The following is a 13,907-nucleotide window of genomic DNA, read 5'->3' as shown; positions in this document are numbered from 1 at the left end:
TTCTCTAGACGTGCGCGCCGGCCGGTGCCGTCATGCGCTGCAGCAGCGGCTGGCGTGCCAGCACCGCGTCGCGCGGGCCGTGGTCGAGCACGTGGCCGGCCTCCATCAGCACCACGGTGTCGAAGCGATCGAGCAGGCTCAGGCGGTGGATCGACGCGATCACGCAGGCGTCGGGAAAGGCCTCGGCGATGCGCGCGAGCACGCGGGCCTCGGTGTTGGCGTCGAGCGCGCTGGTGGGCTCGTCCAGCAGCAGCAGCGAGCTGCCCTGCGCCGCGAGCACGCCGCGCGCCAGGCACAGCCGTTGCCGCTGTCCGCCCGACAGGTTGAAGCCGCGCTCCGACACGGCGGTGTCGAGGTTGCCGTGGTTGGCCTTGAGCACTTCGTCGAAGGTGCTGGTGTGCAGCGCCGACAGCAGCAGCGCGTCGTCGCGCGGCTGGCCGAAGGCGAGGTTCTCGCGGATGCTGGCCTCGAACAGTTCGGTCTCCTGCGGGATCAGCGTGGCCAGGCGGCGCAGTTGCGCCCAGTCCATGGGCCGGCCGTCGAAAGACAGCGTGCCGCTGCCCGGCGGATACAGCCCGGCCAGCACGCGCAGCAGCGTGCTCTTGCCGCCGCCGCTGGGACCCACCAGCGCCACGCGCTGGCCTCGGCGCAGCGTGAGGGTCACGTCGTGCAGGCCGCTGCGCGCGGGCTCGCCGGTGCCGGCTTCGCGATCGGTTCCGGGCGCGGCCCCGCGCGCGGCGTAGCGCCATTTCAGGCCCTGAATGTCCAGCTGCTGCCACTGCGCGTCGGCCACGATGCGCTCGCGCTCGGGCACCTGCTCGGGCGGCGTGGCGAGCACGTCGCCGGCGCCGCTCGTGGGGGCCTGCCAGATCGGCTCGGCGCTGCTGTAGTCGGTGTGCATGCGCGCGAAGAAGCTGAAGTTGGCCGCCACCGAAGTGACGACGCCGGCGGCCTGCTGCGCGTACTGGTAGATCATGAACACCGCCCCCAGCATCACCGCCTGCCCCGGTGCGCGCGCCTGCCACACGTAGACCACCACCAGGCCCCAGGTCAGCGCCAGCCCCATCAGGTCGACGGCGAACCACTTGCCTTCGTTCAGCACCACGGTGCGCTTCAGCGGCAGCGAAATGGCGGCCATGCGCCGGCGCAGCAGCAGCCGCGACGCGCCCTGCAGGCGCAGGCCGATCACGGTGGAGGCATTGCCCACGAAGTCGAGCAGCGCTGAAACGTAGCGCCGGTCGGCGTCGTTCTCGGCGCGCGCCAGCTTCATCAGCGCGCGGTCGATGCGCACGATGACCAGGCCGATCAGCACGTAGCCCGCCAGCGCCGTCACGCCGCTGGTGCGCGACAGCAGCGCCAGCGCCACCAGCGGGCCGACGAAGTTGACGGCGTTGGTGAGCCAGATGAACTGGTTCTGCGCAAAGTCCGACAGCGCGCGGCTGGCCTGGTGCACGCGGTGCTGCAGCTCGCCCGAATGGTGGCCGTCGTGCCAGGCCAGCGGCGCGGCGGCAATGCGCGCGTACAGCTCGTCGGCCAGCCGCTCGCGCACCTTCATGCCCACGTTGCGCTCCAGGATGCGGCCGGGGCCGTGCAGCACCCAGGCGCCCACGTACACGCCGGCCAGCGTCGCGATCCACCGGCCCGCGCCGGGCAGGTCGCCGCGTTGCAGCGAGTTGATGGCCTGGCCCGCCAGGTAGGGCAGCGCGAGGCGAATCAACTGCGAGCAGGCCAGAAGCCCGGTGGCGCCCAGCAGTTGTCCGCGCGCGCCTTCGGCGAAGTGCCACAGCGCCACATACAGCTCGCGAATGGCGTTGCCGGGGTCGAGTTTCCTGTCGGTGGTCTGCATGCGTGTCAGCCGGCTTTGCGGAAGGTGAGGTTGATGCGGTGGGCACCCAGCAGCGGGTGCGGATGGTCCTTGAGCGGCAGCACGCCGTGGTAGCGCAGCCGGGCTTCACCGCCCCACACCACCACGTCGCCGTGCGCGAGCGGCACGCGCACCGGCTTGTCTGTGCGCGCCAGCCCACCGAACAGGAACACGGCCGGCATGCCGAGCGACACCGAGACGATGGGCGCGCCGTAGTCGTGCTCGTCCTTGTCCTGGTGCAGCGACAGCCGCGCGCCGGGCACGTAGCGGTTGACCAGGCAGGCGTCGGGCGCGAAGCCGTCAAAGCCCGCCGCCGCGGCCGCCTCGCGCGCCAGGCGTGCGAAGGGTTCGGGCATGGGCGGCCAGGGCAGGCCGGTGTCGGGGTCGGTGGCGCTGTAGCGGTAGCCGCGGCGGTCGCTGGTCCAGCCCAGCGCGCCGCAGTTGGTCAACGCCACGGACATGGTGAAGCCGCCCGGCGTGACCAGGTGGCGAAACGGCGCGCGGTCGGTCAGCGCTTCGATGGCCGGCAGCAGCGCGCCCGCGAAGGGCAGCGCAAAGCCGGGGAGCACGAAGGCGCCGGGCCCGAGCGGTTCGCGCGCCTCGCGCGGCGGGTCGTCGAACAGGGCAAGGGTCGTTGTGGTCATGCCCCTCGATCTTTGCTGAAAAGCCACGGCCCGCGCCGCCCGTGTACGCCGACAGTCGCGTCGGCCGACACGCCGGGCTCCCATATTCGGGGGATGCAGCGCGGGGAGTCAGCCCTTAGCCTCACACCCCCGGCCGCGAGTAGTGCTTAGGGTTTAAATTCTTGGAACCGCGAAACAGAAGGGGTATGGTGCATTGATCATGGACAGCGCCCGACTCGTTCTGAACGTTCCAGAAGGCTGGACGGGCTGGATCGAGCTCATGCGCACGCCGAGCGGCACCTACGCCGGCATTGCCGAGTTGAGCCTGCGCGGCATTCCGCGATGCGCCCTCGTGATCACCCAGCAGTTGTCGTGGGACTCCGCCGTGGAGCGTGCCAACGTGCGCGCCGGCCATTTCGTGCGGCAGTGGGGGCCGGCGCGGGGGCACTGAAGCGCTCGCGGCGGCGCGGCGGCGGATGTTCCGGGCTCGTGGTAGAACCCGCGAGCCTTCCGACCCACGCCGCCCACCCCTTGCTCCGCTCCATGCCGAATTTCCGACTTCGGGTCGCTGACACACCGCCCGCCCGCTGGCTCGCGTGGCTGCTGCTCGGCATTGCCGCCCTGTGCCTTGCGGGCTGTGCCGGCCTGCCCACCGACGTGCAGCGCCGGGTGTCCACGGTGATTCCGGATGGCGCGGGCACGCCGCTCGGGCGCCTCGTGCAGGCCGCCATGCCGCCCGGCGAGCCGCTCAGCGGTTTCCGCCTGCTGCCGATGCCCCAGTTCTCGCTGCATGCGCGCATCGAACTCGCTCGCCGCGCGCAGCGCTCCATCGACGTGCAGTATTACCTGGTGCAGAACGACGAGACCGGCCGCTACCTGCTGCGCGCCCTGCGCGATGCGGCCGACCGCGGCGTGCGCGTGCGGCTGCTGGTGGACGACCTCTACACGGCCGGTGCCGACCCGCTGTTCGCGAGCTTCGCCTCGCACCCCCACGTGGAAGTGCGCCTGTTCAACCCGTTCCCGGCCGGGCGCGACCGCCTCGGCACGCGCTGGGCGTGGTCGATCCTGGACTTCGACCGTGTGCACCGCCGCATGCACAACAAGCTCTACGTGGTGGACGACACCATCGGCGTGATGGGCGGGCGCAACATGGCCAACGAGTACTTCCTGCGCGACGGGGGCTCGAACTTCATCGACATCGACACGCTGGTGGCCGGCGCCGTGGTCCCCCGGCTGTCGTCGCTGTTCGACATGTACTGGAACAGCCCCTACGTGTACCCCATCGGCGCGCTGGTGCCCGACAGCGGCGAAACCCCGCAGCAACTGCGCGAGCGTTTCGACCGGCTGACCTCCGGGCCGGACCAGCTGCATCCGGAAGAGCCCGCCTCCACCGACCTGCTGGGCAACAACCCGCTGGCCAAGGACCTGGACGCCGGCACGCTGAAGCTGGCCTGGGCCCGTGCCGAGGCCTACGCCGACGCGCCGGCCAAGGCGCTGGGCGCCACCGACGAGGCACGGGGCCCGCCCGCCGACGAGGCCAGGGACAGCGTGCTCTACAACGTGCGGCGTTACCTGCGCGGCGCCGAGAACGAGATCCTGCAGACCACGCCCTACCTGATTCCGGGGCGCGGCGGCATGGAAACCATTCGCCTCGTGCGCGGCAACGGCGTGAGCTACACCATCGTGACCAACTCGCTGGCCGCCACCGACGAATCGCTGGTGCACATTGGCTACCGCCGCTACCGCCCCGAGATGCTGCGCCTGGGCGTCGAGCTGTACGAGCTGAGCCCCAAGCGGGTGGAGCAGACGAAACGCTTCGGCATGTACGGCTCGGCCAGCGGGCGGCTGCACGGCAAGTCGGCGGTGATCGACCGCAAGACGGTGTTCATCGGCTCGATGAACTTCGATCCGCGCTCGATGCTGCACAACACCGAGGTCGGCATTTTCATCTTCAGCCCGCAGATCGCGCAGCAGCTCATCAGCCTGATCGGCTTCATGCGGCTGGACGGCGCCTACCAGTTGCAACTGGGGCCGACCGGCGCCATCGAATGGGTCAGCCCGGCCTCGGCGGGGGATGCGGCCGACACCATCCTGCACCAGGAGCCCGAAACCGATTTCTGGGCGCGCTGGCGGCTGAACCTGCTGGCGCCGCTGGTCCCCGAGAGCCTGCTCTAGGACCCGGCACGGCGAAGGCATTGGGCACCGCAAAGCCATAGGTGCCTTGCAGCCGCATCCTCAAAACAGAGGATGGCGAGGTGAAGGAGGGCACAGAAGAATTGCAACGCTCGTGTTACGAGTTGATTCTTTTGTTTGCCCTCTTCATCTGAAACCATTTCATGAAAACAAATTCCGCGACCCCGGCAACGGCCGACAGGCTCTTCCAGACGACGCGCTGCGCGTGCGCAGCGGCGCTCCTGATCTCGCTCGCCGCGTGCGGCGGGGGCGGGGGTGGCGGAGGTGGCGGGTTCGCCGGGTTTCCGGTCGCCGGTGGGGGCACCGTCAACCCGCCCGCCAGCAACCCGCCTGCGGCAGCGGCTGTTACGTTCTCGGGCACCGCGGCCTCGGGCTTGCCGCTGTCGGGTACCGTCACGGTGAAGGACGCCAAGGGCGCCACCAAGACCGTGCCGCTGGTCGACGGCAACTACCTCGTCGATGTGAGCGACATGACCGGGCCCTTCGTGTTCCGCGCCGAGGGCGTCGTGGGCGGCCAGCGCACCGTGATCCACTCGGCCGCGACCTCCGCCGATGCCAACGGCACCATCAACATCACGCCGCTGACCGACCTGGTGGTGGCCAACATCGCCGGCCTGGTGGCTGCGCAGTACTTCGACGGCGGCGAGTTCTCCGGGCTCTCGGCCACCGAGCTCAAGGCCGAGTCCGACGCGCTGAAGGCCAAGCTGCTGCCGGTGCTGCTGGCGCTGGGCGTGGACGCGAGCATCGACCTGCTGCGCACCGCCTTCACCCCGCTGTCGAGCGCGCTCGACAAGGCGCTGGACGTGCTGCGCGTGAGCGTGGATCCGGCCACCAACGTGGCCACCATCACCAACATCGTGACGCAGCAGCAGATCACCGACGACCTGGCCGTCAAGGCCGCGCAGGACGCCGGCACCACACCGCTGAGCGGTGCGGGCATGGAAACGGCGGCCGACGACATCACGCTGATCCGCAAGGCGCTGAGCGACTACGTGGGCAAGTTCGCCAACGGCCTGCCGGCGCCGGGCGTGCTGCTGCCGCTGATGACGGACGGCAGCAACCCCGTCACCGGCACCTACGGCTTCAGGTCTTCGGACCTCAGCGCCCAGCAGTTCGCCAACGAAGTGGCGGCGGACACCAACCTGATCGGCGCCAGCTTCTCGGACGTGGTCATCAACCGCATCAACTACACGATCGACGCGAACAACACGAGCCCGCGCGCCTTCGTGGAGTTCACGCACCGCGACAAGAACGGCGTGGCCTTCAGCAACAACCAGGGCATGCAGCTCGTGAAGGGCACCGACGGCGTGTGGCGCCTGCGCGGCGACGGGCGCGTGTTCGACCTGAACCCGCACATCCAGGCGAGCAAGGACAACGCCATGGGCTGCGTGAGCACCTCGCTGCAGTTTTCCATCCAGGACACCAACACCAGCAACAGCAACACGGCCGCGTCGGTGGTCGTCACGGGCCCGGGGCTGCCGGTGGCGGGCTTGCGCCACATGCGCCCCGCCGGCGGCGGCATCTGGCCGCTGCAGGGCTCGGGCACCAACAACATCTACTACCTGGCGTCGAACTGCAGCAACATCCCGGGCACCGCGGGCCTGTCGGACAGCGACATCGCGGCGATTCCCGCCACGCCCGAGTACACCTTCACGGCGTACGAAGCCGACGGCACCACGGTGGCCAAGTTCAGCGGCTTCGACATCGTCTACAAGCACCGCTTCCATGCGCGCCCCTTCACGCTGGCCGAAGCCGCGGCGGCCGCATACCCCGGCTTCACGACCACGCCTTCACTGGCGGCCTATGCCGGCGGCGCCGATTTCTCGGTCAGCGCCACGGGCCTGAACCCCGGCTTTGCGGCGGAGTTCTTCCTGAGCCTCATGACGGGGCCGAGCGCCAGCGTGAGCGACCAGGCCGACGTGGCGCCCTCGGGCGCGGGTGCTGCGTCGAAGACCTTCAACCTGCCAGCGCAGAGCGGCATCACCTACAAGAGCATGTTCGTCAGCACGCGCGACGCCACCTGGCGCGACGTGGTGCTGCGAGACTTCAACGCGGTGGCACCCTGAAAAAGCAAAAGCCCCGCGAGGGGCTTTTTCAATGGGCGCCGGAGACGTCAGGCGAACGTCGGGCGAGGTCCGCCGTCTATTGCTGCAGCAAACCGTTGAGGTAGGGCTCCGGGTTCACGGCATTGCCGTTCTTGCGGATCTCGAAGCGCAGCTTCACGCGGTCGGTGTTGCTCTTGCCCATTTCGCCGATCTTCTCGCCCTGGCGGACCACCTGGTTTTCCTTCACGCCGATGGTCTGCAGGTGCGCGTAGGCAGTGAGGTAGGTCTCGTTGTGCTTGACGATGATCATGTTGCCGTAGGCCGGCAGTTCGCCGCCCACGTACACCACACGGCCGTCGGCCGACGCCACGATCGGATCGCCCAGGTTGCCGGCGATGTCGATGCCCTTGATGCGCACGCCGTCGAAGCGCGCAATGGTCGCGCCGGCGGCGGGACGCACGAACAGCGCCTGGCGCTGCGCGGGCGGGGCGACGACGGGGCCCTGGCCGGTGCGCGGCGGGTTGAGATCGGTCGTGGTGCAGGCCGCGAGGCTCACGGCAACCAGCGCCAGGGCGGCGGTACGGGAAACAAAAGTCTGAAGATGCATGGCGCTGTGTGGGAACGGATTCGTTGCGGAGGGTTCCTGCGGTCCGGCTCGCCGGGGGCGGGCCGGAGGGGCGATGCTAGCAAACCGGTGCGCCGGCCTGCCAAGAGCAACCGGGCGCGAAGGGGTGATTGGCGCGGCGGCTACTTCAGCGGAATCGGCGTGCCGCGGTCGATCGCCACCGCGGTGATGCTGTTCTTGGGCGAGCCGTCGATCAGCAGGTCGGAGTAGGTCAGGTACACCAGCGTGTTGCGCTTGGGATCGACCATGCGCACCACGCGCAGGCGCTTGAACAGAATCGACAGCCGCTCGCTGTAGACCTCCTCGCGCTTGGGCAGCGGCTGCGTCACGCTCACCGGGCCGACCTGGCGGCAGGCGATGGAGGCCTCGGCCTTGTCCTCGGCCAGCCCGACCGCGCCCTTGATGCCGCCGGTCTTGGCACGCGACACATAGCAGGTCACGCCGGAGACCTTGGGGTCGTCGTAGGCCTCGACCACGATCTTGTGGTCCGGGCCGATGAGCTTGAAGGCGGTGTCCACCTCGCCCACCGTTTCCGCATGCGCAGAGGCAGCCAGGGCGAAGCCGAGGCCGAGGAGGGTGCGCAGCACGGGAAGGCGATGTGTCATGTGGAGGTGGTGGGGGTCAAACGATGTCGAACGTGTGCACGCGGTCGAAACTGCCGCGGCGCCGGTCTTCGAAATAGTGCTCGAGCGTCTCGCGCACCGTGCGAAAGGCGATCTCGTCCCAGGGAATTTCTTCCTCGGTGAAGAGCTTCGCCTCGATGGTCTCGTGGCCAGGGTTGAACTTGTCGTCGAGCAGCCGGGCCCGGTAGAACAGGTGCACTTGGCCCACGCGCACCACGCTGATGACGGAGAACAGGCCCTCCATCACGTAGTGGGCGCCGGACTCTTCATCGGTCTCGCGGGCCGCGCCCTGGGCGGTGCTTTCTTCGAGTTCCATGAAGCCGGCCGGCAGCGTCCACTTGCCCCAGCGCGGCTCGATGTTGCGCTTGCACAGCAGCACCTTGTCGCCCAGCACGGGGATGGTGCCGACCACGTTCAGCGGGTTCTCGTAGTGGATGGTGTGGCAGGCCGGGCAGACGGCGCGCTGCTTGGTGTCGCCGTCGTCCGGCACGCGGTAGACCACCGCGGTGCCGCAGTTCTTGCAATGCTTGATGGGTACGCGCAGGAGCATGACGCCGGCCGCCGTCTTCAGACGATCTTGACGGTCAGCTTGGGCAGGCCCGCGACTTCGCCCACGAGCGTGTCGCCGGCCACCACGGCGGCCACGCCTTCCGGGGTGCCCGTGAAGATCAGGTCGCCGGGCTGCAACTCCCACGCGGCCGACAGGTGCTCGATGGTTTCGGCCACGTTCCAGATCAGCTTGCCCACGGTGCTGCGCTGGCGATCGGTACCGTTCACCTGCACCGAGATCTCGGCCTTTTCGGCGTCGCCGGCCTGCGCCACGGGCACGATGGGGCCGATGGGCGCGCTCTGCTCGAAGCTCTTGCCGATGTCCCAGGGGCGACCCTGTTTCTTCATTTCGTTCTGCAGGTCGCGGCGCGTCATGTCCAGGCCGACGGCGTAGCCGAACACGTGCTTGTGCGCGTCCGCGGCCAGGATGTTCTTGCCGCCGGTGCCGATGGCCACCACCAGTTCGATCTCGTGGTGCAGGTTGTGGGTGAGCGAGGGGTAGGCCATGGTGCCGGTCTGGCCCGCATCGACCACCACCAGCGCGTCGGCCGGCTTCATGAAGAAGAAGGGCGGCTCGCGGCCGGTGAAGCCCATTTCCTTGGCGTGCTCTTCGTAGTTGCGGCCCACGCAGTAGATGCGGTGCACCGGAAAGCGGGCGGGCTGGCCGGCCACGGGAACCGAAACGGTGGCGGGCGGGGCGAAGACAAACTCGGAAGCCATTGCGACGTGTCCTTTTTCAGCGAAACCTAAGCGGGAAGCCGGCAGTGTGCCAGAGGCGAGGGGCTCACAATAGGCGCCCCGCCCATCTCCCTGCTCCTGCTCGTTCCCACCATGCCCCTGCGACTCGGCAAAGCTGGCAAAGCCAACGCCCTCAACGAACTCGGTCGCCAGCGCGACGATGAAGGCGACCAGGACGGCGCCCTCGAAGCCTATGCCCAGGCCAGCGCCGTGCATCCGCATTGGGCCGCGCCCTGGTACAACGCCGGCCTCATCCACAAGTACCGCGGCGACTGGGCCGCCTCGCTGCACGCCAACGCCCGCGCGGTGCAGTGCGAGCCGGGCAACGAAGGCGCGCTCTGGAACCTGGGCATTGCGGCCACCGCGCTGGGCGACTGGGCCACGGCGCGGCGCGCCTGGCGGCAATACGGCATCGGCATTGCGGACGGCGAAGGTCCGATTGACCACTTCGTGGGCCTCACGCCCATCCGCGTGCATGGCGACGAGGGCACCGAGGTGGTCTGGGCCGACCGCATCGACCCGGCACGCGCCATCCTGCGCAACGTGCCGACGCCCGCATGCGGGCACCGCTACGGCGACCTGGTGCTGCACGACGGCGCGGCCAACGGCTACCGGTTGCGCGGCGGGCGCGAGGTGCCGGTGTTCGACGCGCTCGAGTTGATTGCACCCTCGGACCATTCGACCTACGAGGTTTCGATCGAGGGTGTCACCAAGGACGAGATCGCCGCACTCATCCAGCGTTTCGAAGCCACCGGCGCCGCCGCCGAGAACTGGACCGACAGCATGCAGGTGCTGTGCCGCGCCTGCTCCGAAGGCCGGCCCTTCGGCGAGGGCCAGCACAACCACGGGGCCGACGAAGCACCCGGCACGCTCGGGCCGTGGCGCCTGGGCATCGCCTCGCGCGAGGAGGCTGCCGCGCGCCGCGTGCTCGACGAATGGCGCGCCGCCACAGCACCGAAGGCCGCGCTGCACGACCTGCGCTGCGTGCTGCAGGCGCCACCCCGCGCCTGACCCCGTGCGCCTGAAGCCGACGCGCAGGAGCGCTATCCTTGGAAAATCATGAAGCTGCATAACTACTTCCGTTCCTCCTCCTCGTTCCGCGTGCGCATCGCCCTCAACCTGAAGGGCCTGGACTACGACTACGTTCCCGTGCACATCGCGCGCGGCGAACACCGCACCGGCCCTTATTCCGCCATCTCGGCCGACATGCTGGTGCCCCTGCTCGAAGACGAGGGCGAGCGCTTCTCGCAGTCGCTGGCCATCATGGAATACCTCGACGAGACGCACCCCGAGCCGCCGCTGCTGCCGAGCGACCCGGTCGGCCGCGCCCACGTGCGCGCACTGGCGCAATCGATCGCCTGCGAGATCCACCCGCTGAACAACCTGCGCGTGCTCAAGTACCTGGTGAAAGACCTCAAGCTCGACGAAGAGGCCAAGAACGCCTGGTACCGCCACTGGGTGCGCGACGGCATGCTGGCCTTCGAGCGCCAACTCGCGCTGCATCCCGGCAGCACCTTCTGCTACGGCAACACGCCGACCCTGGCCGACTGCTGCCTGGTGCCGCAGATCTTCAACGGCCGCCGCTTCGACTGCGACTTCAGCGGCCTGCCGCGCAGCATGGCCGCCTTCGAGGCCTGCATGGACCTCGAAGCCTTCCAGCGCGCACAGCCTTCACAGGCGCCCGACGCGGAAGCCTGAGCGCCGTGAACGGGCACTGGAACGCGCGCTGGCTCGTGCCCGACTGGCCTGCGCCGGCGAACGTGCGGGCGGTGTGCACCACGCGCGACGGCGGTGTTTCGCTGGGCCGCTACGAGAGCCTGAACCTCGGCGACCACGTGGGTGACGAACCCGCGCAGGTGGCGCACAACCGCGACCGCTTGCGCAGCGCGGTCAGCGCGCGTCCGGTCTTTCTCCAGCAGGTGCACGGCACCGGGGTCGTGGCGCTCGACGATGCGCAGGACGTGGTGCGCGACGGCACCGCGGCCGATGCCTGCACCGCCACCACCACCGGTCTGGCCTGCACGATCATGGTGGCCGATTGCCTGCCCGTGCTCTTCACCGACGAAGCGGGCCACCGCGTGGCCGCTGCGCATGCCGGCTGGCGGGGGCTCGCAGGCGGTGTGCTCGAGCAGGCCGTCAAGGCCTTCGGCGCGGAAGGCGCGGGCAAGGTCATGGCGTGGGTGGGGCCCTGCATCGGCCCCGGCGCCTTCGAGGTCGGCCCCGAGGTCAAGGCCGCCTTCGAGGCGCATGCGTCCGAAGCCGCCTCGTGCTTCCGGCCCGCGCCGGCGGCCGGCAAATGGCTGGCCGACCTGCCCGCGCTGGCGCGCCAGCGGCTGCGCGCGGCGGGCATTGCATCGGTCCATGGCAACGACGGCACCAGCGGCTGGTGCACCGTCGGCAACCCCTCACGGTTCTTTTCGCACCGGCGCGACGGCATCAGCGGGCGCTTCGCCGCCCTGGTCTGGAAGGTCTGAGCCGGCGTCTTCAGCAGCCGCAGCCGCATGTGCTTCTGCGGCTGCGCGCCGCGCGGCCTCCTGTGCCTCGGCCTCGCGCTGCTTGATGGCGCGTCGACGCCCAGGGGTGCCCATCAGGTAAACCACCAGTGCCACCGGGCCCAATCCGTACAAAAGAAATGTGAAGATGGCGCCCAGCACCGTGCCGTTGGTGTTGGTGGCTTCGGCCACGGCCATCATGACGACGACATACAGCCAGCCGATGACGATCAGATGGATAAACACGAGAAGTTTCAGTTGGTAAGGGAAAGGGCGCGCCGACGCAGTGAATGCGTTGTGAGGGTCCGGTGAATGCAGGATACTCAAAACACGCCAGCCATCCGTATCGATTCAGGTGAGGACCAGGAGACATGATGAAGCAAACCACGGGGGCCGATGCGTTCGCGCCCTTCCAGCAGGCACTTTCCGAGGGATGGAGCAAGGCGCTGGCGTCGTTCCAGCAGTCCACCGCGCAGGGTGCTTCGGCCTTCAATCCCGGCGGCACGCCGCTGTGGCAGATGCCTGAGCTGCCCGGCGGCATGAAGATGCCCGAGCTGCCCAAGTTCTCCATTGCGCCCGAAAAACTCCAGGCCATCCAGCAGCAGTACGTGGCCGAAGCCACCGAGCTCTGGCGCCAGGGCTTCAATGCGAAGCCGGAGGGCGACAAGCGCTTCGCGGGCGATGCCTGGGGCAGCAACCCGCTGTCGGCTTTCTCGGCCGCCGTGTACCTGCTCAACGGCCGCACCATGCTCGGCATGGCCGAGGCCATCGACGCCGACGAAAAGACCCGCGCGCGCCTGCGCTTCGCCGTCGAGCAGTGGATGGCCGCGTCGTCGCCGAGCAACTCGCTCGCGTTCAACGTCGATGCGCAGAAGAAGGCCATCGACACGCAGGGCGAGAGCATTGCCAAGGGCATCCAGAACCTGATGCACGACGTGAAGCAGGGCCACGTGAGCATGACCGACGAGAGCGCCTTCGAGGTGGGCCGCAACGTGGCCACCACCGAGGGTGCCGTGGTGTTCGAGAACGACTTCTTCCAGCTGCTCGAATACAAGCCGCTCACCGCCAAGGTGTACGAGCGGCCGTTCCTGCTGGTGCCGCCTTGCATCAACAAGTTCTACATCCTCGACCTGCAGCCCGAGAACTCGCTCATCCGCTATGCGAACGAGCAGGGCCACCGCGTGTTCGTGGTGAGCTGGCGCAACCCCGACGCGTCGATGGAAAAGGCCACCTGGGACGACTACATCGAGAACGCCGCCATCCAGGCGATCCACACGGTACAGGACATCACCGGCAGCAAGCAGATCAACACGCTGGGCTTCTGCGTGGGCGGCACCATCCTGAGCACCGCGCTGGCCGTGCTCGCGGCGCGCGGCGAGAAGCCGGCCGCGTCGGTCACGCTGCTGACCACCTTCCTGGACTTCAGCGACACCGGCATCCTGGACATCTTCGTGGACGAGCCGATGGTGGCCTACCGCGAGATGCAGCTCGGCAAGGGCGGCCTGCTGCCCGGCGGCGACCTGGCCTCGACCTTCAGCTTCCTGCGGCCCAACGACCTGGTGTGGAACTACGTGGTGGGCAACTACCTGAAGGGCGAGACCCCGCCGCCCTTCGACCTGCTGTACTGGAACAGCGACGCCACCAACCTGCCGGGCCCGTTCTACACCTGGTACCTGCGCAACACGTACCACGAGAACAAGCTGGCCAAGCCCAACGCGCTCACCGTGTGCGGCGAGAAGATCGACCTGGGCAGCATCGACATTCCGGCCTACATCTACGGTTCGCGCGAAGACCACATCGTGCCGATCGGCGGGGCGTACGCGTCCACGCAGTTGCTGCCGGGGAAGAAGCGCTTCGTGATGGGCGCGTCGGGCCACATTGCCGGCGTGATCAACCCGCCGGCCAAGAACAAGCGCAGCCACTGGGTGCGCAACGACGGCAAGTTCCCCGAAACACAGCCCGAGTGGCTCGCCGGCGCGCAGGAGCATCCGGGCAGCTGGTGGACCGACTGGGCACAATGGCTCAAGGGCAACGCCGGCAAGCAGATCCCGGCGCCCAAGGGCTACGGCAACGGCAAGGCCTACAAGGCCATCGAGCCGGCACCGGGGCGCTACGTCAAGGCAAGAGCCTGAGCGCACAGCGCAAGCGCGCCACA

General features: G+C 68.8%; 14 protein-coding genes. 7 read left to right on the top strand and 7 right to left on the bottom strand.

Going from position 1 to position 13,907, the window contains the following annotated elements:
- Nucleotides 1-4 precede the first annotated feature (4 nt).
- Together AC1DJH_RS28095 and alkB are read right to left on the bottom strand one after the other, a co-directional pair.
- A complete protein-coding gene (locus AC1DJH_RS28095; RefSeq protein ID WP_478187924.1) occupies nucleotides 5-1,846 on the bottom strand; it encodes an ABC transporter ATP-binding protein in 1,842 nt (613 codons plus the stop codon).
- Nucleotides 1,847-1,851: 5 nt separating this feature from the next.
- The gene (alkB, locus tag AC1DJH_RS28090; RefSeq protein ID WP_478187923.1) at nucleotides 1,852-2,508 is read right to left on the bottom strand and encodes a DNA oxidative demethylase AlkB; all 657 of its coding nucleotides are present in this window, start codon (nucleotides 2,506-2,508) and stop codon (nucleotides 1,852-1,854) included.
- A 199-nt stretch (nucleotides 2,509-2,707) separates the two neighbouring features.
- On the opposite strand from alkB, the gene AC1DJH_RS28085 reads away from it, so the two are divergent.
- The 3 genes from AC1DJH_RS28085 (at nucleotide 2,708) to AC1DJH_RS28075 (ending at nucleotide 6,746) form a co-directional block, all read left to right on the top strand.
- Nucleotides 2,708-2,938, top strand: coding sequence for a hypothetical protein (locus tag AC1DJH_RS28085; RefSeq protein WP_435438471.1), 231 nt, complete (start codon nucleotides 2,708-2,710; stop codon nucleotides 2,936-2,938).
- Nucleotides 2,939-3,030: 92 nt separating this feature from the next.
- Nucleotides 3,031-4,662 (top strand): phospholipase D family protein, encoded by a 1,632-nt coding sequence (locus AC1DJH_RS28080; RefSeq protein WP_478187922.1) that lies wholly within the window; start codon nucleotides 3,031-3,033, stop codon nucleotides 4,660-4,662.
- Nucleotides 4,663-4,823: 161 nt separating this feature from the next.
- Entirely contained in the window at nucleotides 4,824-6,746 is a 1,923-nt protein-coding gene (locus tag AC1DJH_RS28075; protein ID WP_478187921.1) for a hypothetical protein, read from the top strand.
- A 76-nt stretch (nucleotides 6,747-6,822) separates the two neighbouring features.
- Here AC1DJH_RS28075 and AC1DJH_RS28070 read toward each other — a convergent pair whose 3' ends face one another.
- The 4 genes from AC1DJH_RS28070 to AC1DJH_RS28055 form a co-directional block, all read right to left on the bottom strand.
- Complete coding sequence (locus tag AC1DJH_RS28070; RefSeq protein WP_435438474.1) at nucleotides 6,823-7,332, bottom strand: peptidoglycan DD-metalloendopeptidase family protein; 510 nt, start codon at nucleotides 7,330-7,332, stop codon at nucleotides 6,823-6,825.
- Between the two features lie 140 nt (nucleotides 7,333-7,472).
- Nucleotides 7,473-7,955 carry a CreA family protein gene (locus AC1DJH_RS28065; protein ID WP_472114359.1) on the bottom strand — a complete coding sequence of 161 codons (483 nt, stop codon included), beginning with the start codon at nucleotides 7,953-7,955 and terminating at the stop codon, nucleotides 7,473-7,475.
- A gap of 16 nt (nucleotides 7,956-7,971) precedes the next feature.
- Nucleotides 7,972-8,523 carry an NUDIX hydrolase gene (locus AC1DJH_RS28060; protein WP_478187920.1) on the bottom strand — a complete coding sequence of 184 codons (552 nt, stop codon included), beginning with the start codon at nucleotides 8,521-8,523 and terminating at the stop codon, nucleotides 7,972-7,974.
- 17 nt (nucleotides 8,524-8,540) lie between these two features.
- Nucleotides 8,541-9,242 (bottom strand): fumarylacetoacetate hydrolase family protein, encoded by a 702-nt coding sequence (locus AC1DJH_RS28055; RefSeq protein ID WP_435438477.1) that lies wholly within the window; start codon nucleotides 9,240-9,242, stop codon nucleotides 8,541-8,543.
- Between the two features lie 111 nt (nucleotides 9,243-9,353).
- Between AC1DJH_RS28055 and AC1DJH_RS28050 the strand changes: the two genes are divergently transcribed.
- The 3 genes from AC1DJH_RS28050 to pgeF are packed head-to-tail and all read left to right on the top strand — an operon-like array spanning nucleotide 9,354 to nucleotide 11,734.
- Entirely contained in the window at nucleotides 9,354-10,271 is a 918-nt protein-coding gene (locus AC1DJH_RS28050; protein WP_478187919.1) for a tetratricopeptide repeat protein, read from the top strand.
- A 48-nt stretch (nucleotides 10,272-10,319) separates the two neighbouring features.
- Nucleotides 10,320-10,958 (top strand): maleylacetoacetate isomerase, encoded by a 639-nt coding sequence (gene maiA / locus AC1DJH_RS28045; RefSeq protein ID WP_472114368.1) that lies wholly within the window; start codon nucleotides 10,320-10,322, stop codon nucleotides 10,956-10,958.
- 5 nt (nucleotides 10,959-10,963) lie between these two features.
- Nucleotides 10,964-11,734 carry a peptidoglycan editing factor PgeF gene (gene pgeF / locus AC1DJH_RS28040; RefSeq protein ID WP_478187918.1) on the top strand — a complete coding sequence of 257 codons (771 nt, stop codon included), beginning with the start codon at nucleotides 10,964-10,966 and terminating at the stop codon, nucleotides 11,732-11,734.
- Here pgeF and AC1DJH_RS28035 read toward each other — a convergent pair.
- A complete protein-coding gene (locus AC1DJH_RS28035; RefSeq protein WP_472115212.1) occupies nucleotides 11,666-11,998 on the bottom strand; it encodes a hypothetical protein in 333 nt (110 codons plus the stop codon). The genes pgeF and AC1DJH_RS28035 overlap by 69 nt on opposite strands.
- Before the next feature lie 125 nt (nucleotides 11,999-12,123).
- Between AC1DJH_RS28035 and phaC the strand changes: the two genes are divergently transcribed.
- Nucleotides 12,124-13,884 (top strand): class I poly(R)-hydroxyalkanoic acid synthase, encoded by a 1,761-nt coding sequence (gene phaC / locus AC1DJH_RS28030; RefSeq protein WP_478187917.1) that lies wholly within the window; start codon nucleotides 12,124-12,126, stop codon nucleotides 13,882-13,884.
- Nucleotides 13,885-13,907 lie beyond the last annotated feature (23 nt).

The sequence above is a fragment of the Variovorax sp. 10N412 genome (assembly GCF_056394985.1).
Note: the sequence above shows the minus strand (reverse complement) of the source record. Positions and strands in the feature narration are given on the sequence as shown.

Excerpts from the sequence above, each read along its gene's own strand:
- AC1DJH_RS28075 (WP_478187921.1), top strand. The coding sequence starts at position 4,824 with ATGAAAACAAATTCCGCGACCCCGGCAACGGCCGACAGGCTCTTCCAG.
- AC1DJH_RS28065 (WP_472114359.1), bottom strand. The coding sequence starts at position 7,955 with ATGACACATCGCCTTCCCGTGCTGCGCACCCTCCTCGGCCTCGGCTTC.
- phaC (WP_478187917.1), top strand. The coding sequence starts at position 12,124 with ATGATGAAGCAAACCACGGGGGCCGATGCGTTCGCGCCCTTCCAGCAG.
- AC1DJH_RS28080 (WP_478187922.1), top strand. The coding sequence starts at position 3,031 with ATGCCGAATTTCCGACTTCGGGTCGCTGACACACCGCCCGCCCGCTGG.
- AC1DJH_RS28055 (WP_435438477.1), bottom strand. The coding sequence starts at position 9,242 with ATGGCTTCCGAGTTTGTCTTCGCCCCGCCCGCCACCGTTTCGGTTCCC.
- AC1DJH_RS28060 (WP_478187920.1), bottom strand. The coding sequence starts at position 8,523 with ATGCTCCTGCGCGTACCCATCAAGCATTGCAAGAACTGCGGCACCGCG.
- maiA (WP_472114368.1), top strand. The coding sequence starts at position 10,320 with ATGAAGCTGCATAACTACTTCCGTTCCTCCTCCTCGTTCCGCGTGCGC.
- AC1DJH_RS28070 (WP_435438474.1), bottom strand. The coding sequence starts at position 7,332 with ATGCATCTTCAGACTTTTGTTTCCCGTACCGCCGCCCTGGCGCTGGTT.
- AC1DJH_RS28050 (WP_478187919.1), top strand. The coding sequence starts at position 9,354 with ATGCCCCTGCGACTCGGCAAAGCTGGCAAAGCCAACGCCCTCAACGAA.
- alkB (WP_478187923.1), bottom strand. The coding sequence starts at position 2,508 with ATGACCACAACGACCCTTGCCCTGTTCGACGACCCGCCGCGCGAGGCG.
- AC1DJH_RS28085 (WP_435438471.1), top strand. The coding sequence starts at position 2,708 with ATGGACAGCGCCCGACTCGTTCTGAACGTTCCAGAAGGCTGGACGGGC.
- AC1DJH_RS28095 (WP_478187924.1), bottom strand. The coding sequence starts at position 1,846 with ATGCAGACCACCGACAGGAAACTCGACCCCGGCAACGCCATTCGCGAG.